This window comes from Sphingopyxis sp. LK2115 (genome assembly GCF_014595975.1).
Lineage (GTDB): Bacteria > Pseudomonadota > Alphaproteobacteria > Sphingomonadales > Sphingomonadaceae > Sphingopyxis.
Genome location: NZ_JABWGQ010000044.1, coordinates 1 through 23,424 on the forward strand (window position 1 = coordinate 1; position 23,424 = coordinate 23,424).

The 23,424-nt window shown below is 65.3% G+C and carries 27 protein-coding genes; 6 read left to right on the top strand and 21 right to left on the bottom strand.

Annotated features, from left to right (window positions below; all coding sequences use genetic code 11):
- Nucleotides 1-131 precede the first annotated feature (131 nt).
- The 6 genes from HUW43_RS08690 to HUW43_RS08715 form a co-directional block, all read right to left on the bottom strand.
- Complete coding sequence (locus HUW43_RS08690; RefSeq protein ID WP_188237030.1) at nucleotides 132-548, bottom strand: hypothetical protein; 417 nt, start codon at nucleotides 546-548, stop codon at nucleotides 132-134.
- A 121-nt stretch (nucleotides 549-669) separates the two neighbouring features.
- Complete coding sequence (locus HUW43_RS08695; protein ID WP_188237031.1) at nucleotides 670-1,590, bottom strand: Hsp33 family molecular chaperone HslO; 921 nt, start codon at nucleotides 1,588-1,590, stop codon at nucleotides 670-672.
- A 10-nt stretch (nucleotides 1,591-1,600) separates the two neighbouring features.
- Complete coding sequence (argF, locus tag HUW43_RS08700) at nucleotides 1,601-2,524, bottom strand: ornithine carbamoyltransferase (protein WP_188237032.1); 924 nt, start codon at nucleotides 2,522-2,524, stop codon at nucleotides 1,601-1,603.
- Nucleotides 2,525-2,624: 100 nt separating this feature from the next.
- The gene (locus tag HUW43_RS08705; RefSeq protein WP_188237033.1) at nucleotides 2,625-3,812 is read right to left on the bottom strand and encodes an aspartate aminotransferase family protein; all 1,188 of its coding nucleotides are present in this window, start codon (nucleotides 3,810-3,812) and stop codon (nucleotides 2,625-2,627) included.
- Nucleotides 3,813-3,879: 67 nt separating this feature from the next.
- The gene (locus HUW43_RS08710) at nucleotides 3,880-4,905 is read right to left on the bottom strand and encodes an LLM class flavin-dependent oxidoreductase (RefSeq protein ID WP_188237034.1); all 1,026 of its coding nucleotides are present in this window, start codon (nucleotides 4,903-4,905) and stop codon (nucleotides 3,880-3,882) included.
- 70 nt (nucleotides 4,906-4,975) lie between these two features.
- Complete coding sequence (locus tag HUW43_RS08715) at nucleotides 4,976-5,428, bottom strand: Lrp/AsnC family transcriptional regulator (RefSeq protein ID WP_188237035.1); 453 nt, start codon at nucleotides 5,426-5,428, stop codon at nucleotides 4,976-4,978.
- A gap of 43 nt (nucleotides 5,429-5,471) precedes the next feature.
- Between HUW43_RS08715 and HUW43_RS08720 the strand changes: the two genes are divergently transcribed.
- The 3 genes from HUW43_RS08720 (at nucleotide 5,472) to HUW43_RS08730 (ending at nucleotide 7,705) form a co-directional block, all read left to right on the top strand.
- A complete protein-coding gene (locus HUW43_RS08720; protein WP_223181396.1) occupies nucleotides 5,472-6,092 on the top strand; it encodes a LysE family translocator in 621 nt (206 codons plus the stop codon).
- Between the two features lie 105 nt (nucleotides 6,093-6,197).
- Nucleotides 6,198-7,178 carry an aldo/keto reductase gene (locus HUW43_RS08725; RefSeq protein ID WP_317450847.1) on the top strand — a complete coding sequence of 327 codons (981 nt, stop codon included), beginning with the start codon at nucleotides 6,198-6,200 and terminating at the stop codon, nucleotides 7,176-7,178.
- Between the two features lie 62 nt (nucleotides 7,179-7,240).
- Nucleotides 7,241-7,705, top strand: a complete 465-nt coding sequence (locus tag HUW43_RS08730; protein WP_188237037.1) for a DUF411 domain-containing protein — start codon at nucleotides 7,241-7,243, stop codon at nucleotides 7,703-7,705.
- Between the two features lie 107 nt (nucleotides 7,706-7,812).
- Here HUW43_RS08730 and HUW43_RS08735 read toward each other — a convergent pair whose 3' ends face one another.
- Nucleotides 7,813-8,679: a dienelactone hydrolase family protein gene (locus HUW43_RS08735; RefSeq protein ID WP_188237038.1), complete on the bottom strand. Its 867-nt coding sequence runs from the start codon at nucleotides 8,677-8,679 to the stop codon at nucleotides 7,813-7,815.
- Between the two features lie 227 nt (nucleotides 8,680-8,906).
- Between HUW43_RS08735 and HUW43_RS15850 the strand changes: the two genes are divergently transcribed.
- Nucleotides 8,907-9,032 (top strand): hypothetical protein, encoded by a 126-nt coding sequence (locus tag HUW43_RS15850; RefSeq protein WP_262926793.1) that lies wholly within the window; start codon nucleotides 8,907-8,909, stop codon nucleotides 9,030-9,032.
- A 46-nt stretch (nucleotides 9,033-9,078) separates the two neighbouring features.
- On the opposite strand, the gene glmS is transcribed toward HUW43_RS15850, so the two are convergent.
- The 5 genes from glmS to glmU all read right to left on the bottom strand — a co-directional run bounded on the left by glmS (nucleotide 9,079) and on the right by glmU (nucleotide 13,569).
- Nucleotides 9,079-10,902, bottom strand: a complete 1,824-nt coding sequence (gene glmS / locus HUW43_RS08740; RefSeq protein ID WP_188237039.1) for a glutamine--fructose-6-phosphate transaminase (isomerizing) — start codon at nucleotides 10,900-10,902, stop codon at nucleotides 9,079-9,081.
- A gap of 18 nt (nucleotides 10,903-10,920) precedes the next feature.
- Nucleotides 10,921-11,286: a type II toxin-antitoxin system VapC family toxin gene (locus tag HUW43_RS08745; RefSeq protein ID WP_188237040.1), complete on the bottom strand. Its 366-nt coding sequence runs from the start codon at nucleotides 11,284-11,286 to the stop codon at nucleotides 10,921-10,923.
- 3 nt (nucleotides 11,287-11,289) lie between these two features.
- The gene (locus HUW43_RS08750) at nucleotides 11,290-11,535 is read right to left on the bottom strand and encodes a ribbon-helix-helix protein, CopG family (RefSeq protein WP_188237041.1); all 246 of its coding nucleotides are present in this window, start codon (nucleotides 11,533-11,535) and stop codon (nucleotides 11,290-11,292) included.
- Between the two features lie 364 nt (nucleotides 11,536-11,899).
- Entirely contained in the window at nucleotides 11,900-12,214 is a 315-nt protein-coding gene (locus tag HUW43_RS08755; protein ID WP_188237042.1) for a hypothetical protein, read from the bottom strand.
- Nucleotides 12,211-13,569: a bifunctional UDP-N-acetylglucosamine diphosphorylase/glucosamine-1-phosphate N-acetyltransferase GlmU gene (glmU, locus tag HUW43_RS08760; protein WP_223181397.1), complete on the bottom strand. Its 1,359-nt coding sequence runs from the start codon at nucleotides 13,567-13,569 to the stop codon at nucleotides 12,211-12,213. The genes HUW43_RS08755 and glmU overlap by 4 nt, the downstream gene beginning before the upstream one ends.
- A gap of 97 nt (nucleotides 13,570-13,666) precedes the next feature.
- Between glmU and HUW43_RS08765 the strand changes: the two genes are divergently transcribed.
- Nucleotides 13,667-14,332, top strand: coding sequence for an HAD-IA family hydrolase (locus tag HUW43_RS08765; protein WP_188237044.1), 666 nt, complete (start codon nucleotides 13,667-13,669; stop codon nucleotides 14,330-14,332).
- A 23-nt stretch (nucleotides 14,333-14,355) separates the two neighbouring features.
- On the opposite strand, the gene HUW43_RS08770 is transcribed toward HUW43_RS08765, so the two are convergent.
- The 8 genes from HUW43_RS08770 to HUW43_RS08805 all read right to left on the bottom strand — a co-directional run bounded on the left by HUW43_RS08770 (nucleotide 14,356) and on the right by HUW43_RS08805 (nucleotide 22,138).
- Nucleotides 14,356-15,372: a nucleotidyltransferase family protein gene (locus tag HUW43_RS08770; RefSeq protein ID WP_188237045.1), complete on the bottom strand. Its 1,017-nt coding sequence runs from the start codon at nucleotides 15,370-15,372 to the stop codon at nucleotides 14,356-14,358.
- On the bottom strand, nucleotides 15,369-16,235 hold the full coding sequence (locus HUW43_RS08775) for an HprK-related kinase A (protein ID WP_188237046.1): 867 nt from the start codon (nucleotides 16,233-16,235) through the stop codon (nucleotides 15,369-15,371). The genes HUW43_RS08770 and HUW43_RS08775 overlap by 4 nt, the downstream gene beginning before the upstream one ends.
- A complete protein-coding gene (locus tag HUW43_RS08780) occupies nucleotides 16,232-16,513 on the bottom strand; it encodes an HPr-rel-A system PqqD family peptide chaperone (protein ID WP_188237047.1) in 282 nt (93 codons plus the stop codon). The genes HUW43_RS08775 and HUW43_RS08780 overlap by 4 nt, the downstream gene beginning before the upstream one ends.
- Nucleotides 16,506-16,952 carry a MarR family winged helix-turn-helix transcriptional regulator gene (locus tag HUW43_RS08785; protein WP_188237048.1) on the bottom strand — a complete coding sequence of 149 codons (447 nt, stop codon included), beginning with the start codon at nucleotides 16,950-16,952 and terminating at the stop codon, nucleotides 16,506-16,508. Before HUW43_RS08785 ends, HUW43_RS08780 begins: the two co-directional genes overlap by 8 nt.
- Nucleotides 16,953-17,099: 147 nt before the next feature.
- Nucleotides 17,100-19,145, bottom strand: coding sequence for a TonB-dependent receptor (locus tag HUW43_RS08790; protein ID WP_188237049.1), 2,046 nt, complete (start codon nucleotides 19,143-19,145; stop codon nucleotides 17,100-17,102).
- Entirely contained in the window at nucleotides 19,142-19,774 is a 633-nt protein-coding gene (maiA, locus tag HUW43_RS08795) for a maleylacetoacetate isomerase (RefSeq protein WP_188237050.1), read from the bottom strand. The genes HUW43_RS08790 and maiA overlap by 4 nt, the downstream gene beginning before the upstream one ends.
- A 52-nt stretch (nucleotides 19,775-19,826) precedes the next feature.
- The gene (locus HUW43_RS08800; protein WP_188237051.1) at nucleotides 19,827-20,939 is read right to left on the bottom strand and encodes an SO2930 family diheme c-type cytochrome; all 1,113 of its coding nucleotides are present in this window, start codon (nucleotides 20,937-20,939) and stop codon (nucleotides 19,827-19,829) included.
- Nucleotides 20,936-22,138 (bottom strand): parallel beta-helix domain-containing protein, encoded by a 1,203-nt coding sequence (locus HUW43_RS08805; RefSeq protein WP_188237052.1) that lies wholly within the window; start codon nucleotides 22,136-22,138, stop codon nucleotides 20,936-20,938. Before HUW43_RS08805 ends, HUW43_RS08800 begins: the two co-directional genes overlap by 4 nt.
- A 76-nt stretch (nucleotides 22,139-22,214) precedes the next feature.
- On the opposite strand from HUW43_RS08805, the gene HUW43_RS08810 reads away from it, so the two are divergent.
- Nucleotides 22,215-22,646 carry a DUF2147 domain-containing protein gene (locus HUW43_RS08810; protein WP_188237053.1) on the top strand — a complete coding sequence of 144 codons (432 nt, stop codon included), beginning with the start codon at nucleotides 22,215-22,217 and terminating at the stop codon, nucleotides 22,644-22,646.
- Between the two features lie 34 nt (nucleotides 22,647-22,680).
- Here HUW43_RS08810 and HUW43_RS08815 read toward each other — a convergent pair whose 3' ends face one another.
- Entirely contained in the window at nucleotides 22,681-23,376 is a 696-nt protein-coding gene (locus HUW43_RS08815) for an aspartate/glutamate racemase family protein (RefSeq protein ID WP_188237054.1), read from the bottom strand.
- Nucleotides 23,377-23,424: the final 48 nt, after the last annotated feature.

The following is a 23,424-nucleotide window of genomic DNA, read 5'->3' on the forward strand; positions in this document are numbered from 1 at the left end:
AATACACCATCGCCTACACCGGAAATTACACCACGAGCGCGGACGCTAACCCAAATGCCGTCAGGGAGAAGGGCACACATCGGTATGCCGTGCGTTCCTCTTAAACCCTGATGGTTAACATTTTGATTGGGTCAGCATCCACCGGTCCGGCGCGCCTCGATCGCCTGCGAAAAAGGCTTGCCTTCGGCAATCCCCTGCGTGTCGATCTGGACCAGCCGGTTGGTTTCGCTGCGGATCGTCGTGCGGCCGTGGCCCGCGCCGGGACAGGTATAATGAACCGTCACCGCGTCGGGCGTGTCCTCGATGACATAGCGCGAACAAGTGCCGCGCGGATGGTAGATCTGGATCATCCGGCGCGCGTCGCCGAGGCACATCGTCTGCACCACGCTGTTCGAGCCGCGCTCGCGCAGCTGCCAGCTCCCTTTCTCCAGTCGGTCAAGCATCGCCAGCGACGGCGTCTGCGCCGGAACGGCGCCCGCGCCCGCAAGACCGAGCGCCACCAATGCGATTCGTGCCAGCGGAGAGAAGATCGCCATTCGTTGGTCCATGGGCTGCGTGAGCGACAGATTGCGACCCTGCTCTTTCCCAAGCTAGCAACGCGCTTGCGCTATTTCAACCGCCTGGCGCCGAAACACCCCCGTTCACCGCGCGGCCTGGCGTTGAATATCCTCAATCGCCGCGATCATGCCCGGCGATGGCGGCGAGCGGAATGGGGAAAAAGCGCGAACAAAAGGCGCAATCGACGACGATCTCGCCCTTGTCGTCGGCCATCTCTGCACGCTCGGCCGGCGGAAACTGCGCCAGCACGCCCGCGAAATAATCGGTGCTGCACCGGCAGCCGCGCGCCACCGCAGCGCCGGGTTCGACGCGCACCTCGTCCTCGTGAAACAGCCGCCATGCAAGCGTTTCGAGCGAGGTTGCGGGATCGGTGAGTTCCTCGGCCTTCAGCGTCGCGGCGATCGTCCTGGCATGGTCCCATTCGGGATGATCGTGCCGGACGTGCAGCCGGTCGCGGCCCACCTCGCCTTCGGGCAGATGCTGAAGCAGCAGCCCGCCTGCGACGCAGCCCGCGTCATCGTGGCGCGCGGCAAGCTTGATCAGGCTGGGAATCTGTTCGGACTGTTCAAAATAATGTTCGGCGGCATCACCGATCGACGATCCTTCGAGCGGAACGATGCCCTGGTAGCGCTCGCCCGTCGCCGCCTGGTCAAATGTGATCGCAAGAAAGCCTTCGCCGAACAGCGCGAACAGCGTCGGGTCGGACCCGATTTCGGCGAGCCGGTCGGCATCGAACTTGAGATAACCGCGCAGCTCGCCCGCCTTGTAATCGCACACGAGCAGTTCGACCGGCCCGCCGCCGGTCTGCGCCTGCAAGGTCAGTTGGCTCCCCTCGGTCTTGAGCGTCGAGCCGAGCAGCACGGTCAGCACCAGCGCCTCGGCGAGCAGCTTTTCGGCGACCGGCGGATAGCTGTGCGCCGACATGATGGTGTTCAGCACCGGCCCCAGCCGCACCAGGCGTCCGCGCACATGACGCGCCGCGATGGTGAAGATCAGCGGCTGGTCGAACCAGGTTTCGATCGTTTCGCTCACGCTTTTCGCCTCACAGCTTTCCAAGCGCCCAGAGCAGGATCGACTTTTGCGCGTGGACGCGGTTTTCGGCTTCGTCCCAGACGCGCGACTGCGCGCCGTCGATGACCGCATCGACCACCTCTTCGCCCCGGTGCGCGGGCAGGCAGTGGAGAAAGACCGCATCGTCCTTCGCCCCCGCCATCAGCCGCTCGTCGACCTGAAAGGGCGCCATCGCGGCGACCTTGTTGTGCGCATGGTCCTGCCCCATCGACACCCAGGTATCGGTGACGACCAGGTCGGCGCCCGCGACGGCCTCGCGCGCGTCGCGGACGATGTCGATGCGAACCCCCTTCGCGCGCGCCGCCGCGACAAAGTTCGCGTCGGGCTCATAGCCCTGCGGCACGCCCGCGCGCACGTTGAAACCGAACAATCCCGCCGCCTCGATCAGCGAGGCGAGGACATTATTGCCGTCGCCGAGCCACGCGAGTTCAAGCCCCGGCAGGGCCTTGCCATTCTCCACGATCGTCAGCAGGTCGGCGACGATCTGGCACGGGTGCGACAGATCGGTCAGGCCGTTGATGACGGGGACGCTCGCATATTCGGCCAGTTCCTCGGCCTTGGCGTGATCGTCGGTGCGGATCATGATGGCATCGGCATAGCGCGACAGCACACGTGCGGTGTCGGCGATCGTCTCGCCGCGACCAAGCTGCGTCGTGCCCGCGTCGAGGATCATCGGCACGCCGCCCAACTGGCGGATCGCGATGTCGAACGAGGCGCGTGTGCGCGTCGAGTTTTTCTCGAACACCATCGCCAGCACATGATCGGAAAGCGGCCTGTCGGCGTCGGGCCGCGCCTTGGGCCAGCCGGTGCGCGCCGCCTTGCGGTCAAGCGCGTCGGCGATCATCGCGGCGACGGCATCGCCGCCCGCGTCGGCCAGGTTGAGAAAGTGCCTCATATCCTATCCCCGTTCGTATCGAGCAAAGTCGAGACACCCATGATTCGCACCCGGCGGCGCGGCAGCTCGCCTTCGCTCGATGCGAACGGAACCCTCGGCATCAGGTTTCGGGCGGCGTGTAGCTCGCCGCGCCCGCCGACAATTTCTCGACAAACTCATCGATGTGCGACTGTTCGATGTTGAGCGGCGGCAGCACGCGCACGACATTGTCGCCCGCCGCAACGGTGAGCAGCCCGTGATTGTCGCGCAGATGCGCAACGAAAGCACGGCTGTCCGAGCGCATCTTGAGGCCGAGCATCAGCCCCATGCCGCGCACGCTTTCAAACAACTGGTCGTGGTTGGGAATAAGCTGTTCAAGCGCGCCGCGCAGCCGTTCGCCGGTTGCCTTGACCTGATCGAGGAAGCCGTCCTCCAGGATCACGTCGAACACCGCCTGCCCCGCCGCCATCGCGAGCGGATTGCCGCCATAGGTCGATCCGTGAGTGCCGATCACCATCCCCCGCGCCGCCTTTTCGGTCGCAAGGCACGCGCCCAGCGGGAAACCGCCGCCGATACCCTTGGCGGTGGCCATGATGTCGGGCGCGACCCCATACTGTTCATAGGCGTAAAGCGTGCCGGTGCGCGCAACGCCGCACTGCACTTCGTCAAAGATCAGCATCAGGTCGCGTTCGTTGCAGATGTCGCGCAGCCCCTGGAGGAAGGGCTGCGACGCCGGGCGGATACCGCCCTCGCCCTGCACCGGCTCGACCAGGAAACCCGCCGTATGGTCATCGACCAGGTCGAGCGCGGCGTTGAGGTCGTCGAACGGCGCATAGGCAAAACCCGGCAACAGCGGGTCGAATCCCTTGCGCAGCTTTTCCTGATTGGTCGCCGAAATCGTGCCGAGCGTGCGGCCGTGGAAGGCGTTGTTGAACGTGATGAGATTATGCTTCACGGCGTTGCCCGCGCTCGAATGATAGGCGCGCGCGGTCTTGATTGCGCATTCGACCGCCTCGGCGCCGGAATTGGTGAAAAAGACCGTGTCGGCGAAGGTATTATCGACAAGGCGCTGGGCAAAGGCTTCGCCCTGCGGGCTGCCATAGAGGTTCGACACGTGCATCAACGTCGCCGCCTGCTCCTGAATCGCCCGCGTCAGATGCGGATGGCCGTGGCCGAGCAGATTGACCGCGATGCCGCTTGCGAAATCCAGATAACGCTCGCCCCGTTCGCCGATCAGATAGGCGCCCTCGCCGCGCACCGGACGCACAGCGCACCGGGGATATACGGGCATCAATGGCGTGATCGACATGGCAGGCACCTTTCCGTCAAAAGTAAAAAGGCGACCCACGCGCGGGCCGCCCTTGGTCGGGCCGCCCCTATACTGCCGGTGCTGGAGGCGCGTCAACAAGGGGGCGCCAAAGCGAACCGGCGGCCTCCATCGTCAGCGCCAGCGAATGTTTGCGCGCATCATGGTCATAGATGGACGAAGCAATAATGACCTCATCGACGCCCGTGCGCGCGACAAAGGCCCTGAGCGCCGTGGCAATGTCTTCGACCGTCCCTGCGGCCGAGCATTGCAGCACATGGTCAAGCATCGCGCGCGCATCGGGCGGCAGGCTGTCCTTGTAACCCGCGAGCGGCGGCCGCATCCTGCCGGGATTGCCGGAGCGCAGCGCCACGAACGCCTGTTGCTGCGACGAGGCGAGCAGTTCGGCCGCCTCGCGGCTATCGGCCGCGAAAGCGTTGAACGCCGCTGCGGCATAGGGTTCGGCAAGCTGTGCCGACGGCCTGAACTGGCGGCGATAGATATCGAGCGCCTCGTCGAGCGCGCCCGGCGCGAAATGGCTGGCAAAGGCATAGGGCAAGCCAAGCATCGCTGCGAGCTGCGCGCCGAACGTGCTCGACCCCAATATCCACAGCGGCACATGCGTGCCCGCCCCCGGCACCGCGGTGATGCCAAGCTGTTCGTCGCCGGCCAGAAACGCCTGAAGCTCCAGCACATCCTGGGGAAACTGCCGCTCGTCGCTGGCCAGAGTGCGGCGCAGCGCGCGCGCGACGCGCTGGTCCGATCCCGGCGCGCGGCCCAGGCCCAGGTCGATACGCCCCGGAAACAGCGCTTCAAGCGTCCCGAACTGCTCGGCGACCACGATCGGCGCATGGTTCGGCAGCATGATGCCGCCCGCGCCGATGCGGATTTTCGAGGTCGCCTGCCCGATATGCGCGAGCACCACCGCGGTCGCAGCGCTCGCAATCCCCGTCATGCCGTGATGCTCGGCAACCCAATAGCGATGATAGCCGAGCGTCTCGGCGTGGCGGGCGAGGTCGGCGGCATTGGCGAGCGAGCGGGCGATCGTGCCGCTATCGGTCACGGGCACGAGGTCGAGAAAAGAGAGTTTCGGCATGAAACCGATATGCGGCGGGGAGGTGGATCGTTCAAGGACATCGTCGCCCGGCGAAGGCGGCGACGGCCGATCAGGCCCGCTCGTCCTTGGGCGAATCCATCAGCACATAGGTTGTGATCGAATGCACCTGCGGCAGCACGCCCAGCACCTCGGTATGGAAATGCTTGTAGCTTGCGAGATCCGCGGTCTCGACGCGCAGCAGATATTCGATCGTGCCGGTGACATTGTGACATTCGCGCACTTCGGGCGCATCGGCCATTGCCGCCTCGAAATCGGCCTGCGATTTCTTGGTGTGCGACGACAGGCCGACAGTGACATAGGCGAGGAAGGTCAGGCCGAGCCTGGCCGGGTCGATCACCGCGCGATAGCCCTTGATCACGCCGCTGCGTTCGAGTTCCTGGACCCGGCGCAGGCAAGCCGAAGGGGAAAGGCCGACACGATCGGCGAGTTCGATGTTCGAGATTCGCCCGTCATGCGACAGTTCGCGCAATATCTTGCGGCCGATAGCGTCAGTTTTGATCATGGATTGCACAATCTATCCGAAAACGGTTCATCTTTGCAATCCGTTGCTTATCGGAACCGATTATGGTGAGCGTATGAACCAGACCACGCTCGCCGCACTCTCCGCCTTCGCGCTTGTCTCGTCGATCACGCCGGGACCGAACAATATGATGCTGATGGCATCGGGCGCCAATTTCGGGCTGCGCCGCACGGTGCCGCACGCGCTTGGCGTCGGCATTGGCTTTACGGCGATGATCGTGCTGGTCGGCGTCGGACTGATGGGGCTGTTCGACCTGTTCCCGGCGCTGAACCTCGTGCTCAAGGTGGCGAGCGTCGCCTATCTGCTCTGGCTCGCGTGGAAGATTGCCCATGCCGCCGCGCCCGATGCCGACGGGGGCAGGCGCGGCAAACCGATGAGCTTTTTCCAGGCGGTGCTGTTCCAGTGGGTGAACCCAAAGGCCTGGTCGATGGCGCTGACCGCGATCGCACTCTATGCGCCCGACCGTAATCTGGGCGCGGTGCTGCTCGTCGCGGCGATCTTCGGGATCATTAACCTGCCCTCGACCAGCCTGTGGGCGGTCATGGGCGTGTCGCTGCGCGGCTGGCTGTCCAGCCCGGCGCGCCTCAGGGCCTTCAACTGGACGATGGCGGCGCTGCTCGTGGGATCGCTCGCGCTGCTGATCTGATTGCAAGGTTGCGGTTCGCAACCTAAAGACGGCGCTCCCTCCCCCCCTTCCTGACCGGAGAAGAGAGCCATGCAAAGCCGCCGCCTTGGGCAAAGCGCCATCCATGTGTCCGACATCTGCATGGGGACGATGACCTTCGGCAGTCAGACCGACGAGGCACAAGCGCATCGCATCCTCGATCGCTGCTTCGACGAGGGGATCAATTTCTATGACACGGCCGAAGGTTATCCGGTTCCGCCCGATGCGAAGTGGGTCGGCCGCACCGAAGAGATCGTCGGGCGCTGGCTGAAGACCAAGCCGCGCGACGCGATCATCCTTGCGACCAAGGTGTCGGGGCCGAGCCATGTCTGGTTCAAGTCGCCGTGCCGCAGCGGCATGACCGCGCTCGACCGCAGAAACATCTTTCAGGCGATCGACGACAGCCTGGCCCGACTCCAGACCGACTATGTCGATCTCTACCAGACGCACTGGCCCGACCATGACGCGCCCTATCACGAGATGATGGATGCGCTGGACGAACTGGTGCGCGTCGGCAAGGTGCGCATCCTCGGCTGCTCGAACGAGACGAGCTGGGGGCTGATGAAATCGCTCGCGGTTTCGGAGCGGCTGGGCGTCGCGCGCTACCACACGATCCAGAATAATTTCAGCCTCAACAATCGCCGCTTCGAGGATGAGCTGGCGCAGGTGTGCCGAAAGGAAGGGGTCAGCCTGATCCCTTATTCGCCGCTGGCGGGCGGCGTGCTGTCGGGCAAATATCAGGGCGGCGCGACCCCCGAGGGCGCGCGCTTTTCGCGCTACCTTCAGATGGAAGGGCGACAGGCCGCAATGGGCCGCCGCTTCGTCAATGAAAAGACGCTCGCCGCGACCGAACGCTATCTGACGATCGCGGCGGACGCAGGGCTGCACCCGGTGACGATGGCGACCGCCTGGTCGAAACAGCACGACTTTGTCGCATCGACGATCGTTGGTGTAAGCGCCTATGATCAGCTCCAGCCGATCCTCGATGCAAAGGAACTGGTGCTGGATAGCGATGTGATGAAGGCGCTGCACAAGGTCAGCAAGGACATACTCTACCCGATGGGGTAAGCGCCTTGCACTGCGGCGCGGCGACGTTATCCTGCCGCCACTGAATCCAAGGAGACCTCCTAATGGCCCGTGTCCGCCGCGTCCTCTTCACCATCGCCGCCTCCGCTGCGATCATCGGAACCGCGCACGCCGCGAACCCCGTGATGTTCCGCGACGCGGGCTGCGGCTGCTGCCTCAAATGGCTCGAACAGGTAAAGGCATCCTTCGGGCGCAAAGTCACCGTCGTCAATTCGGCCGACATGGCGGCTGTCAAGGACAAGCAGGGCGTGCCGCAGGCGCTGCGCAGCTGCCACACCGTGCTGGTCGGCGGCTATGTGATCGAGGGTCATGTCCCCGCGAAAGAGATCGCCCGCCTGCTACGCGAAAAGCCGAAAGGCGTGAAGGGCCTTGCGGTCGGCGGAATGCCGATCGGCTCGCCCGGCATGGAGCATGGCGACCACCGCGAAGCCTATAAGGTGATGACCTTTGGCCCGGGCGGCCAGCGCGTCTATGCGAGCTATGCCGCGAGCGGCGGCCACGCGCACTGATGTAGTGCAAACCTTCCCGCTCGCTTCGAGCGAAGTCGAAATGCCGATCGTCAGCTCACGCACTCGGCGTGTTTCGACTGCGCTCGACACGAACGGGTCGGGATTGGTTACAAGCTCGCCTTGAACAGCGCCAGCTGGCGGCTCCACGCCTTTTCGGCCGCCGCTTCGTCATAGACACGGCCGTCGGGCGGGCACCAGCCGTGCTGGGCCGGATAGACTTCGACCTCGTGCCATTCAGGCCGCGGTTCGAGCACCGATTTCAGCAAGAGCTTCTCGTTCGGGTTTTCCTTGTCGTCATCCTCGGCGATCGCGAACAGATAGCCCGCCCTGGTGCCGGGGATCAGCAGGTGCGGGCTATCGGGCTTGTCGGTGCCGACGCCGCCGCCGTGAAAACTCGCCGCCGCGCGCACGCGATCGGGCTTCAGCGCTGCGGTATAAATGACCATAGGACCGCCCATGCAATAACCGCTAGTCCCGATTCCCCGCGCCGTATCGACCTCCGCCTGCGCGTCAAGGAAAGCGATATGCGCCGCGGCGTCGGTTTCGACCAGCGGCCGCGTCAATCGCTTCAGATAGCCGAACAGTTTTTCGCGCACCGCGTCGACGCCCCAATGATTCTCGGCATCGACCACCGGCGCTTTCTGCCAGCGATAGAAGGGATTGACGCACAGCACCGCATAACCCTCGCCCGCCAGCCGCTCGGCCATCTGGCGAAAGGCGGGGCGCAGCCCCCGGATGTCGGGCCATATGATCACGCCGGGATGCTTGCCTTCGGCGGGTGCCACAAACCAGGCGTCGCACACGCCGTCGGCGGTGGCAATCGTGACGTCGCGGCCGTTCACCGGCTTGCCCGCGATGGCGCGCGCGGGAAATGCCGCCATCAGCGCGCCAGCCCCCGCGAGTGCGGCAAAGCTGCGGCGCGCGACGGGCATCCCGGCGCGGTCGCGATCGGCTTCCATTCGTTCGGTACACATGGGGGTTCTCTCCTTGGGGGCGTTTCGGAAAGGTGCAGGAAACTGCGCAATTACTTTCGCGATTTTCATGCTCGTCCCGCGTTCGGGATCAGGCCGGGCGCAAAGCTAATCGAGCGTCGCATTGTAGAACAGCGCTTTTTGGTGACATTGTTGAACGGCGGTGCCGGACAGCCATATATCGTCATGCTGGGGCCTCGCCGCGCGACGATATGGCGAGCGAAAGCACAATGCCGATCCCCGAAACCGCCCCCCGCATCGTCCGCGATGTAGAAGCCGCGCATGGCGATGCGCATACACCGCTGAAAGCAGGCGCGGACAACAAAGCCACCAGTGGCGTGATTATTCCCCTATGACGGCCTGCGGGTCAGTTTCGTGCCGGGCGAGGCTGCGCAGGCGCGGTCACTCCACCGTCACTGACTTCGCCAGATTGCGAGGCTGGTCGACGTCGGTGCCCTTCGCCACCGCCACATGGTAGGCGAGCAACTGCACCGGCACCGCATAGACCAGCGGCGCGATCAGCGGATGGACCTTGGGCATTTCGATTGTCGCCATGCAGCCTTCGCCCGCCTCGGCGATGCCGTCGGCGTCGCTGATCAGCACCACCTTGCCGCCGCGCGCCATGACTTCGTGCATGTTGCTGACCGTTTTTTCAAACAAGGGGCCGCTGGGCGCCAGGACGATCACCGGGACCGCCTCGTCGATCAGCGCGATCGGTCCATGCTTCATTTCGCCGCTCGCATAGCCTTCGGCGTGGATATAGCTGATTTCCTTGAGTTTCAGGGCGCCTTCCAGCGCCAGCGGATAATCGGGACCGCGGCCAAGGTAGAGCACGTCGCGCGCGGGCGCGATCAGGTGCGCCATCGCGGCGATGTCGTCGTCGTGGCCGAGCGCGGCGTTGAGCGCGGCGGGCGCCTCGATCAGATGCCTGACGATCTCGCGCTCGTCGTCAGCGCGGAGCTTGCCCTTCCTGAGCGCGAGATGCGCCGCGAGCGCCGCGAGCACCGCGAGCTGGCAGGTGAAGGCCTTGGTCGAGGCGACGCCGATTTCGGGGCCCGCGTGCGTCGGCAGCAGCAGGTCGGCCTCGCGGGCCATGCTGCTCGTCGGCACGTTGACGACGACGGCAATCGTCTGGCCGTTCGCCTTGCAATGGCGAAGCGCCGCGAGCGTGTCGGCGGTTTCGCCCGACTGCGAGATAAAGAGCGCGAGCCCGCCGGGCTGGAGCACCGGGTCGCGATAGCGGAACTCGCTCGCGACATCGATGTCGACGGGAACGCGCGCAAAGGTTTCGAACCAATATTTCGCAACCATAGCGGCGTAGAAACTGGTGCCGCAGGCGACGATGGTGATGCGATCGATCGCGGACAGGTCGAAATCCATCTGCGGCAGCGCGACCGTCTGTTCGAGCGGCCGGATATAGGAGGAAAGCGTCTGCGCGACGACCGTCGGCTGCTCGAAAATCTCCTTCTGCATGAAGTGACGGTAATTGCCCTTCTCGACCGCCGCGGCCGTGACGCCGCTGGTGGTGATTTCGCGTGTGACGGGGTTATTTCCAGCATCGTAGATCTGGGCACCCGCGCGGGTAATGACGACCCAATCGCCTTCCTCCAGATAGGCGATCTTCTGCGTCAGCGGCGCGAGCGCGAGCGCGTCGGAACCGAGGAAGGTTTCGCCCTCGCCGTAACCGACGACGAGCGGTGAGCCGAGGCGCGCGCCGATCAACAGATCGGGATGCTGGCGAAAGCCGATGGCGAGCGCAAAGGCGCCGCGCAGCTGTGGCAGCACCGCCTGCACCGCCTCCTGCGGCGACTTGCCTGCTTCGACCTGCTCGCTGACGAGGTGCGCGACGACCTCGGTATCGGTCTCGCTCTCGAACGTGCGGCCGCGCGCCTGAAGCGCCTCGCGCAATGGCTTGAAGTTCTCGATGATCCCGTTGTGGACCAGCGCAACCTCGTCCGTGGCGTGCGGGTGTGCGTTGCTTGTCGTCGGCGCGCCATGCGTCGCCCAGCGCGTGTGCGCGATGCCGACGGTGCCGGGCGCGGGATTGCCCGCCAGCTCCTTGACCAGATTGGCGAGCTTGCCCTCGGCGCGGCGGCGGATCAGCCGACCGTCCTCGATCGTGCAGACGCCCGCCGAATCATAGCCGCGATATTCCATGCGCCTGAGTCCGTCGACAAGGCGGTCCGCCACCTGGGTTCGGCCGATGATTCCGATGATACCGCACATGTGGGGATGGCCTTCTTTTCAAAGTGTGTAGGGAATGCGAATACCGGGCATCGAGGCCGGAAAATCCTTGGTGTTGCGGGTGATGAGGATCGCGCCGTTCACCTGCGCCGTGGCAAGGATATAGGCGTCGATCAGCTTCATCCGCGAACGAAATCGAATGTCGGCAGCCGCCAGCGATATGCGCGGGTCAATCTCGACGACATCAAATGGGGCGATCAACTGCTTGACCGTATCGCGCCGTTCGAGGGATTCGCCCGCAACTATTTCGGTCCAGACGATCCGGCTGATACGGTGACGCCGGTAACGCGAAATCTCGGCGATTGCGGGTGCCTCGTCCCGCAACCAGTCGATCAGGATATTGGTGTCGAAAAATGGGTCCGACACGGATTATATGTCTTCGTACGGGCGGCGATCTTCACGCATGGCTCGCTGATATTCGACCGCATCAACGATGTCGGCACGATCCTTCCAATAGCCGGCGCCACGCTTGATCCAGTCGCTGCTATTGTCATTCTGGGCGAGATACAGTTTTACCGCGTCGCGGATCGCGGCGGCGCGCGAGCGCTTTTCCCTCGACGCCAGCGCATCGAGCTTCCTGATGTCCTCGTCGGGAATGTCGGTCAGGATTCGCATTGATATATTGATATCATATCATGATATCATGTCAACAACTCGGTCCGCGGACCGGTTCGAGGCCCGACCGATTGCGATCGAAAGGCGCTCGATTCTCGATATCGTCCCTGTGAACACAAACAACTGTCTCTATACCCGCCGCCGCAAGCGATTCAAATGGCGTGCGCCGAAATCAGGCCGGGGCGAATCCGCGACGTCGATACGGCGTTTGCGGGCGATCGGAATTGCCCTCGCCCTGTCCGGCGCCTGACATCCGACGCGACGCTGGTGGCCGTGCAGGGCGATTTGAGCAGCGGCAAGGCAGTTTTTCGCGCACGCCGTGATTGCCGAGTAACGACCTTTCTCTGGCGCCATTTGTGGTTGTTCACGCGCGTCCGAAGCTGCGGTCGACAAAGATCATCGCGAACTGCACCGGATCGGGCGCCGCGCCATTCCCCTTCGCGAAGCGCGCCTTGCCATCGGTCCAGATTTTCCGAATCTGTGCGGGCAGTTCGGGACCGAAGTTCATCTGCGCAGCGACGATCTGGTCCCAGCGTCCCTTGCGGCCAAAGCTTTGTTCGAGTTGCGGCGTCATCGCGCGGCAATAAGCCTCGGTCGCGTCGTCGAGATGGCCGATCGCCTTCAGCACCCAGGCATCGACAAAGCGCAGAAAAGGTGCATCGGTGTAGCGGTCGCTCATTTTTTCTGCCCCGCCGCCTTTTTCTTGCGCATCGCGTCGTGGAAGCGGTCGGCCCAGCCGGGCTTGACCAGCTGCTCGCCGCGAACGATGCGCAGCTCCCCATCGCCGACGTCGATCGTCACCGTGCTGCCCGCCGCGACGATCGCGTCGGCGCCGATCTTCACCGGGGCGACGAGCGCGCTGTTCGACCCGATGAAGGCGCGTTCGCCAATCTGCGTCTGATGCTTGAAATAGCCGTCATAATTGCAGGTGATCGTGCCCGCGCCGATATTTGCGCCCGCGCCAACCGTCGCATCGCCGAGATAGGTCAGGTGGTTGGCCTTGGCGCCCGCGCCCAGCACCGCTTTCTTGACCTCGACGAAATTGCCGATCTTCGCTTTCTCGCCGAGCTCCGTTCCGGGGCGCAGCCGCGCGAATGGCCCCACCTCGCAGCCCGCGCCGATGGTCGCGCCCTCGATATGGCTGAAAGCACGGATGGTCGCGCCGTCGGCGACCTTGACGCCAGGGCCGAATACGACATTGGGTTCAACCGTCACGTCGCGGCCCAGTTCGGTGTCCCACGAGAACCACACGGTTTCGGGGGCGCGCAGCGATACGCCCGCGGCCATCGCTTCCTCGCGCCTGAAGGCCTGCCACTGCGCCTCGGCGGCGGCGAGTTCGGCGCGGCTGTTGATGCCCTGGACTTCCATTTCGTCCGCCCGCACGGTCACGCACTGCCGCCCGTCGCCGATCGCCAGATTGACGATGTCGACCAGGTAAAACTCCCCTGCGGCATTGTCGTCGGTGATCCGCGCGAGCAGCGCGAACAGATCGCGCGACCGCACCGCCATGAGGCCCGAATTGCATATCTGGCATTGGCGTTCCGTTTCGGTCGCGTCCTTATACTCGACCATCTTTGCGATTCGGTCGCCTTCCGCCTCGATCACTCGCCCATAGTGATGGGGATAGTCTGTAAAAAAGGTAAGAACGACGACAGCCGGGCCATCGTCGGCGTGCAGCCGGTCGACCATCTTGCGCATCGTCGCCGCGGGGACGAAGGGCACGTCGCCGTAAAGGATCAGCACATCGCCATCGAAATCCGCCAGCGCGCGCTCGGCCTGCTGCACCGCATGGCCTGTGCCGAGCTGCGGCTCCTGCACCGCAATTTCCGCGGTGCCGCCCAGCGCCGCCGCAAGCTGGTCGGCCTTGTCGCCGACGATCACCACCTTCTTGGCCGGGCGCAGTTCATCGACGCTCGCCATCAGGTGCAACAGCATCGGCCGCCCGGCGATCGGGTGCAGCACCTTGTGCAGGTCGGACTTCATGCGGGTGCCCTTGCCCGCGGCAAGAACGACGGCGGCGATTGCATTGCTCATGCGCGCCGCCATGCCAGCAAATCGTTGCGGTTTCCAGCACATCGCGCCATGCCCGCGATCAAATCCACCCGTGTCGAACGGATTGAAAGGCGCATGAATGACCTTCCCCTTTGCGATCGTCGGCTTCGACCTTGACGGCACGCTCGTCGACACGCTCGGTGACCTTGCAGCCGCGGTCAATCACGCGCTCGCGCTGATGGACCGCGCGCCCCTGACCGAAGCGGCGGTGCGGCCGATGATCGGGCGCGGCGCCAAACATATGCTCGAACAGGGACTGATCGCGACAGGCGGCGCGCCCGACGGCGCGGTAGGGCGGCTGTATCCCGAACTCATCCGATTCTATGACGCGCATATCGCGGTGCAGAGCCGCCCCTTCCCCGGCGCGATCGCCGCGCTCGACCGGCTCGACGCGCTGGGCGTCCGCACCGCGGTCGTGACGAACAAGGTCGAAGGGCTCGCGCGCAAGCTGCTCGGCGAATTGGGGCTTGCCGACCGTATGGCGACGATCATCGGCGGCGATACGCTGGGTCCGGGCGGCGCCAAACCCTCGCCCGCGCCGATCCGCGCGATGATCGAGCGGTGCGGAGGCGGGCGTGCGGCCTTTGTCGGCGACAGCATCCTCGATGTTCAGGCGGCGCGCGGCGCCGGGGTGACCAGTATCGCGGTCGGCTTCGGCTTTCTCGACGGGCCGGTTGCCGCGCTCGGCGCCGACCATGTCATCGGCGATTTCGACGAACTGGTGCCGCTGCTCCGCGAGCTATAGCCCTCTCCTTCAGGCGAAAGGCTTTATTTGCGCTTCCGCCATTTGGTCCACAGATGCTTGGCCAGCATCATGGGCGGCATCCGCAGCCAATGCGAGCGGATGTAGAAGGCCTGTTCGAGCAACGGATGCGTCACCCGCCCCCAATCGTCGCGCGCGAGCAGGCGGCGGCGATACCAGCGATCGCCGCTGTCCTGCCCGTTCCAGCCCGATGGCAAGACACTCCCGTAAAGATCGCGCGCCAGCCGCGCCGCCCGGCGCAGCGCGGCGCGCAGCCCGTGCAGATCCGCGCGCGCGTCGAGCCTGTCCCAAAAGCCCGTGTCCGCGGCGGCGAAATCGCGCGTCAGACAGTGGAAATCCCAAAGGTTGCGCAGTCCGCCCTGCAAATCGCCGTCGGCGAGCATATGCGCCGCACAGTGCACCGTCATGTCGGCGGGGCACAGCACGGCATGACCGCCATCGACCGCCACAGCATCGCTGACGAGCGCGAGCGCGTCGGGCGTAATCCGGTGCGTGCGCGGCAGGATGGTGTGATGCACGTCAATCATCCGGTCGCGCGCCTTATGGATCATCGGCGGCAGCTCGTGCATATGGGCGCGGTAATAATGATCGTCATAGGGGTCGGACCTTACCCATTCCCACCCCGCGTTGAGCAGCGCATTTTCGGCGCGGCGGATGTCGAGCGCGAGCACCAATATGTCAAGGTCGCCGATCTGGCGCCCGACGCTGCACGAAAGGCCCGCGGCGGCATAGGCGGCGCCCTTCAGCAGCACGAACTCGATTCCTTCGGGGGCGAGCGCGCGGCGCGCCATCTCCGCCTCCCACAGCGCCTGTGCGGTCGCGACCTTCGCCGCGGCGCGCTGGTCGGCAAAGAGCGCGGCGACCGGCGGCGGCAGTGCCGCATCCTCCAGCCGGTGCGCCAGCGTCGCCAGCATCGCCTCGGCGCGTGCGACTCCGATCACCCCGTCCCAATCGCGCGGCGCGAGCGTCGCCGCCTCGCGCCGTCCGGCGAGCAGGTCGACGAAGATGTCCGCTGCGCTCATTGGGTTGCCTCGGCCCAAAGCTGTTCGGCCAGTGCGATGCCGGCGGCGCTGTCGGGATAGGATATGCCGAATGCCGGCACCTCGCGCACCAGCCGCGTCAGCGCGGCGAATCCCGCCTCGCCCAGCGCAACATAGTTGGTCGATGCTTCGGTCAGCCGCACGAACGCTTCGCCCTCGCCCATCGGCTCTATGGCCGTCTCGCCGCCGAAGCGCGGGAACAGGAGGAGCGCGGGGCGCACGGGTTGGTGCATCGCCGCGATGGCGTCGGCGCGCGGGATCAGGTGGCGGATGTCCCCCTTTGGCGTCCCCGTCATCAGCGGCCCCAGCCGCGCCGGATCAACGCGCGCCGCGACCTCCGCGATCGCCTGATTCTTCAGGCTGACCGCGCGTGGAAAGGCCAGCGCGTCGCCGCCCGCGAGATCGATCAGCGTGAACTCGTCGCCCATCAGCCGCCACGCGCCTTCGCCGAGCAGTGCAGCGAGCGTCGATTTTCCCGACCCCGATTGGCCCGACATGATAAGCGCGCGCCCGTCCCTTGCGACCGCGCTCGCGTGGAGCAGCAGGTGGCGCCGCCAGCCCAGCGCGACCTGCAAGTTCATCGCCATCTCGGCCGCGAGCAGCCCCATCGACAGCGGCAGCGGCAATGCGTCGGGGACAACAAAGTCGCCGCCGATATGCACCGATGGGCGCAGCCAGCGCCGCCACGGCCGCGCCGCGAACAGCCGCACGGTGGCATCGGCGGGCCGCGCGTCGTCGCGCGGATAGGCGGCGTAGAGCCGATCAAGCGCTGCGACCGGTTCGCGCCATTCGCTGCCGATACGGAATTGCACCGGGCCGACGGCAATACGGCTCACATATTTCACGCCGCCGCCACCAGCCCCATCGCGGCCAGTTCGGCGAGCCGTTCGGCCACGCGCGCCCGTACGTCCTCGACATCATCAAGGTCGAACGCGGTTTCGAGACGCTTTGCGAGCAGCGCCGCATCGCACGGCCCATCGCCCATCAAAGCCAGCATTTCGGGAAGCGGCGCAACGACCAGGTGCGTTTGCATCGATCGCCGGTCGAAAATCGCGGTCAGTTCACCCAACGGCTCGATGCGCAGTGCGCCCCTCGGCGCGGCGCGATAGGCGCGGTCAGTCATAGGTTTCGGCGGCGGCAATCAGCTTGGCGAGCAGCGCCATCAGCGTCGCGCGTTCGTCCGCGCTCAGGTTCGCCTCAAGCCGCGCCTCGCTCGCCAGCGCTGCGGGGACGATCGCATCATAGAGCGAGCGCCCCGTATCGGTGAGCGCCAGATGGTGCGAGCGCCCGTCGGCCTCGTGCGCCTGCCGTGCTATCAGCTGGCGGTCGGCGAGGCCTTTCGCGGCGCGGTTGACCGTCACCTTGTCCATCCGCGTCGCCTGCACCAGCTCGCGTTGCGTCTTGGGCGTCCCTTCGCCCAGGATCGCCATCAACCGCCATTCGGGGATCTTGAGGCCAAAGCGATTTTCATACTCGGCGGCGATCCGGCTCGACAGCGCGTTGGAAGCGATCGACAAGCGATAGGGCAGAAAATTGTCGAGATTGAGCTTCTTCGCGGCCATGCTGTCCTGTTCCCTCACCACCCCGGCCCGCAAAGCCTAAACGGCGCGCAATCGGTGCGCAATCCCGGTGATCGCGGCATGCGGGGCCGCAAGCGGGCGCAACCGGAGCATTCCGGTTATCGTAGTGCCGCACTTGTTTCAGCACCGTCAGAACACCGCCCGCGCGCCGATCCACAATGTCCGCGGTGTCGCACGCTCGACAATGCCCGACGATGAAATCGCTGTCGGCACCAGCTCGTCGAACAGATTTTCGCCGCGCGCCTCGACACTGATCCCGTTCGCAAAGCGCCACGACAGGCCCGCGTCGAACGTCAGCGCATCGTCCAGCCGCAGCAACCCCAGATCGTCCTCATTCTGCGCGCCGATATAGCGCAGGGTCGCAAAGCCGCCGAGCGGGCCTTCGGCTTTGCTGCGCAGCGACACGCTGCCGCCATGCTTCGCAATCTGCGCCGGTCGCCGCCCGTCGAGCAGCGCCGCCGCGCCCGACGCATCGACGTCGGCATCGGTATAGGCCCAGGTCGCGCGCAGCGACAGCGGGCCGATGCCCTGTTCGGCGCTCGCCTCGACGCCCTTGCTGTCGATTGCGTCCAGATTCTGCCGCTGGTTAAGGTTCGGCGCGAGTGTCACATTGGCGATCGCATCGGTCAGCCGGTTGGCGAACAGCGTCACCGACAGCGTGGTTTTACGCGACGCCCAGTCGATCCCGACCTCGCCGCCCCACAGATGTTCGGGCTTCAGCGCCTCGTTCGCCATCGTGACCTCGGCGCCGACGCGGAACGGCCGATACAGCTCGTTGAGCGTCGGCAGGCGCCAGCCGCGATAGGCCGCCGCGCGCAGCGCGACATTATCGCGGCTCCAGCGCACCCCCGCGCGCCCGCTCGCTTCCCAGCCCTGCCGGTTGGCAAAGCGCGCGGCGCTGATCGGCGCGCCACCGATATTGCCCTCGCGGCGATAGCCTCCGCTCAGCCACCAGCGGTCGACGCGCCCGCTCAGCGTCCAAAGAAAGCCGTCATCGCGGCTCCCCGAAGTCCATTCGGCAAAGGCACCGACTGTATCGCTGCTGCCGCCCGCGCTGCGATGGCGCTGCGGAACGCCCGCGGCAAAGAAAAAATCCTCCTCGGTGCGCCCCGTCGTGCGCCGCCAGTCGGCGCCAAACCGCAGCGGGTTCGTACCGCCGATCGCCGGGCGATATTCGGCGCGCGCACCAAGCCCGGTCGCAGGAACGCGCTGGAACAGCACGGGCGCGGCGCTGCCGCGATCCGCCGCGACACTGGCAAAGCCCGTCGCCAAGTCGCGCAGCTGGACATAGGCGAGCGCGAGCCATTGCGCGCCGCCCGCTGGCTCGCGGACGAAGCGCAGGCTGGCGTCGACGCCGTCGACCTTGCTGCGGGTGAAATCGACGCCGCGGTCGCGCCGGTCGGCAAAGCCGCGCAGGCTGGACTCGATGCGGCTGCTCTCGCCGACATCGAAACGGAGCCGCAGGCCAAGGCCGCCCTGTTCATAGGGGGCAGCACGGTCGGCGCTGCCGCGCTGCCCCTTGGCGATAGGGATAAAGCCATCGCCGCGGCTGTAGCGGCCGTCGATCGCCACCTGCCCGTGGCCGATCGCCCCGCCCACGCTTGCCGACGCGTCCCAGCCGTCGCGGCTGCCATGGGCAAGGCTCGTTTCGGCGCCGTCGGTCATCTCCGAATGCAGCCCGATCGTCCCGGCGAGCGCGCCGGGCCCATCGGCGCCGCTGCCGCCGCCGCGCGTGACGACGATCCCGCCAAGCCGGACCGCGTCATAGGCGCTCCACGCGACCCAACCGCCAAAAGGGTCGGCCTGCGGCACGCCGTCGAGCGTCACCAGCGCGCGGCTCGACGCATTGCCGCCAAGCCCGCGCAGCGTCACCCCCTGGCTGGTCGGATGCGCGCTGCGCCCGTCCGAGCGGCGGAACTGGACGATGCCCGCTTCGTCGCGCAGGCGGTTTTCGATGCGCGTGCCCGGCCCCGACCTTACATCCAGCAATATGTCCGACGATTGGACAAGATCGCTGTCCGATGTTCTCAGCAAGCCGCTTCCCGATACAACAATATCTTCACGCGAAACGACAGGCGCGGGGATGATAATTGCCTCCCCCTTCTTCCCCGCCTCCTGCGCCATCGCCGCCGCCGGCAACGCCAGCGCCGCGGTCCCCACAAGCAGCCGGATCACGCGGGCTTCACCGCATCGGGATGCGCCTTTTGGAAAGCCTCCAGCTCCATGCACGCCGCGTCGATCGCCACCAGCCGCGGATAATCGTCGAGCGGCACCTCGAACCGCCGCGCATTATACATCTGCGGCACGAGGCAGCAGTCGGCGATGCCCGGCGCGTCGCCGCCCAGAAACTTGCCATCGCCCGCCATAGCCTCCAGCGCGTCGAAGCCTTGCACGATCCAGTGGCGATACCAGCGGTCCTTGGCCTGCTCGTTCAACCCCAGGTCGCGCTTCAGATATTTGAGCACGCGCAGATTGTTGAGCGGGTGAATGTCGCTCGCGATCACCTGCGCGCGCGCCAGCGCGACCGCGCGCGGCATCGCGTCTTCAGGGATCAGCCGCGGCTGCGGATAGGCGCGGTCGAGCCAGTCGATGATCGCCATGCTTTGGATGATCGGTTCGCCATCGACGACAAGCATCGGCACAAAGCCCTGCGCATTTTTTTCAAGATAGGCGTCGCTGCGCTGTTCACCCGCGATCAGGCTGACCTCGACGCGCCCATAATCGAGGCCCTTGAGGTTCAGCGCGATACGCACGCGAAAGCTGGCCGAGGAACGGAAATAATCGTGGAGGACGAGCGACGTCATCAAGGGAACCTTTTATCGTCATCCCGGCGAAGGCCGGGATAGGGACGGAGCATCAGGCCGCGACGCTAAGATCCCGGCCTTTGCCGGGATGACGATTATGAGGGTGACGACGTTCGTTCAACCCCGATGGAAGTCGGCGCGAACCATCCTTCACCATGTCCGCAATCCATTGCCGCAGCAGCGCCGCACCCTCCTTGTGCACGGTCGACCGTCCGACCTCCGGCATCGCAATGCCCGGATCGATGCTTTCGAGGCGATAGATCATGAAGCTATGATCGGGCGCGCCCGGCGCGATCGCGAAATCCATCCCCCCGCTGCCGCGTCCCGCCGCCGTGGGACGCTTGCCGATGCCGTAATTCACGCCTGCGGGATCGTCGGTCCAGCGCAGGAACAGCCCGCTGTTCGACGCGCTGCCCCCAGGATTGTGGCAATGCGCGCAATTGACGTCGAGATAGGCGCGCGCGCGATCGGCGACGCTGCCGCTGGCGCGGTCGTCCCACGCAGGCATCGTCGGTTCAAGCGCGGCGGGCTGCGCGAAATAGCGCGCGCGCAGCGCCGCCGACGCGGCAGGGTCGAGCACAAGATTGCGCAGCTTTGGCCCGATCGGCACGATCTCGCCGTTCAGGCTGTGGCATTCCTTGCATTGATTCCTGTTCGGGACGGCATAGCGGATCGAATGTCGGTCGCCCGCGGCGGTGGTAAAACTCACGGGCACGCGCCGCCCGCCCAAGGCCAGCGTCGCATCTTCCCCATCGGCGTCCCAGATATAGGGCAGCGCCACCCAGCCGGAGGCGCGGCGGATCAGCAGCCGCGTTTCGACCGGCCTGCCCCCGTTCCAGTCGGGCCAGCCAAAGCTCTTTACCAGCACCGTTCCGACCGGAAAGTCGATCGCGCCGTCGGCCGTGATCGTGACCCTTTCCCCTTCCGGGATCAGCATGAACCGATGCTTTTCGGCATAATCGCTGAACAGGGGCGTGCGCAGCGTATAGGCGATGCCGGCCACCGGACGCAGCGGATCATTGTCGCGAAACAGGCCAAAGGCCGATAGTTTCGTGGGCATTGCGTCGCTTTCGACCAGCGCCCGATCAACCCCCGGCGGCGCGCCGCCGCTTGCACCGCTCGCGCACAGCAGCGCCGCAGCGATCGCGGCGAAAACGCGTCTCACCGGACCTTCGCCTCCATGCTTGCGGGCAGCGTGATTCCCGGCAGCGGCGCAGGCGCCGCGCCTTTGAGGTCCGCGGGCGAAGGCTTCGCCGCGCTTTGCGGCATCGCCATGTCGGGCAGGTTCAGCGACAGCACGCCGACATCGTCGTTGACGATCGCGTCGCCCGATCCGTCCCACAACACCGGGGGAAGCGTGCCGCCCATCGCGGCCGCGATTTCCGCCCCGCCGGGAAATGCGGGCGCATAGCCCGCCGTGCCATGCTGATTGTCCCGCACGACGATCTGCCGCGGCAATGGCTGATAATTCGGGTCCTTGTGCTCGTAGCGATAGCCGACGATCATCACATTGGCGGTGCCGTTCCGGTCGAGGATATTGTCGAAAATCTCGACATTGCGGTTCGCCATCACCAGCACGCCGGTTCCCGTCGGCACGCTCGCGACAATATTGCCTGCGGGCGCGAAATTGGGGACGCTGTTGTCGCTGACGATATTGGAAAAGACGCGGACATTGTGCCCCCCCTGCATCGGCAGGCTGGGGAGGTCGAACACCAGGATGCCGCCCGTGTTCCGGTTCGCGATATTGTCGTGGACGTCGGCGTCATAGCTGTTCTCGATCTCGATCCCCGCGACATTTTCGGTCGCGACCGATTCGCGCACGACGATATTTTTCGACTGGCCGACATAGATGCCGGCATCCGACGCGCCGCGGACATAGACGCTGTCGACCAGCACGTCGCTGCTTTCGACCGGATAGATGCCATAGGCGCCGTTGGTCGCCTTTGGCCCCGCAGTCCATTCGACGCGCAGCTTGTGATAGACGATGCGGTCGGCGCCCTTCGACTTGATGCCGTCACCTTTCGTATTGAGCACCGCGAAATTGGTGAGCAGCACATCGTCGGACGTGACGAGCAGTCCCTCGCCCGCGCCCTGTTGCCCCGAAAAGTCGAGGATCGATCCGCCCTCGCCCGTCCCCGCGCCGCGCACGGTCACATTGTCAACGTCGAGCGACAGTCCGTCGGTCAGCTTCCATACCCCCGCGCCCAGTTCGACGACATCGCCCGGTTCGGCGAGGATCAGCGCCTCCTGCAATTTTTCATTCGCATCGGCGGCATCCGCGCTGACGCTGATCGTCTTGGCCGACGCGGGCGCGGCAACGACCAGCGCGGCGCAAATAGACACGACGAGATGATGGTATCGCATCCGACTCTCCCTTGTTTTTTGCCAGCATGGTGCAAGAGTGAGGCAATGCCAAGCCATGTTGCTGACATGCTTGTAGATGACCGGGGAGATTGCATTGTTTCACCGAATTGCCGTGGTGCTCGGCGCCCTTGTCGCCGTGCCGTCGCTCGCCGCAGCACCGGCGTCGATCGCGGGCCGCTGGAAAACCGACGACGGCAAGGGCATCGTCGTGATGAGCCCATGCGGCGCCAGAATGTGCGGGCATATCGAGCGCCTTCTCATCAAACAGCCCACGGGCGGCCAGCTCGACGCGCGCAACCCCGACAAGGCCAAGCGCGGCCGCCCGTTAACGGGGCTGCGCATTTATTGGGATCTCGCCCCCGACGGCAATGTCTGGAAGGGTGAAGGCTACAGCCCCGAGGACGGCCGCTATTACAAGGCGCATCTGCGCGTAAACGGCAACAAACTGACGATGAAGGGATGCGTCAGCCTGTTTTGCCGCACCGTAACCTGGACAAAGATCGGGTAACTTTACCCCCTCCCGATTGCGGGAGGGGCGAAAGTCACCTCTCGCCCAGAATCCAGTCGACCCCTGCCGCGACATGAATGCGCGTCGTGTCATAGATCGGCAGGACATTGGCGTCGGGATCGACCAGCATCACCAGTTCGGTGCAGGCAAGGATGATCGCCTGGATATCCTGCTTGGCAATATCGGTGATAAAGGTCTTCATCGTGCGCCGCGACGCTTCGTTGACCTTGCCCAGCATCAGCTCTTCGTAAATGATCCGGTCGATCTCGTCCGCCCGGCTGGCGTCATAGGGCGCGAGCGTCAGCCCGTGGCGCACAAGCCGCTGGCGGAACCAGGGTTCGGTCATCACGCCCCGCGTGCCGATTACCGCCGCCGCCTTGATTCCGTCGGCCTTCATCTTCTCGCCCGTTTCGTCGACGATGTGGATCAGCGGGATCGAGATTGCGGACGCGACGTCCTCGGCGACCTTGTGCATCGAATTGGCGGCAATCATCAACGCGGTGGCGCCGGCCATCTCCAGCCGCTGCGCCGACGCGATCAGCACTTCCTTCGCATGCGCCCATTGTGCATCGGTCGTGATCCGCGACAGTTCGCAATAGTTCAAGCTTTCCATCAGGATCGGTGCCGAACAGGCGGTGCCGAGGCGCTTTTGCACCCCCTTGTTGAGATGGCGATAATAAAGCTCGGTCGACGCCCAGCTCATGCCGCCGATCAGGCCGACTTTGCGCATTATGAAACTCGATCCTCTTCATATTGTCGCCCCCGCGACGGCAGGGGC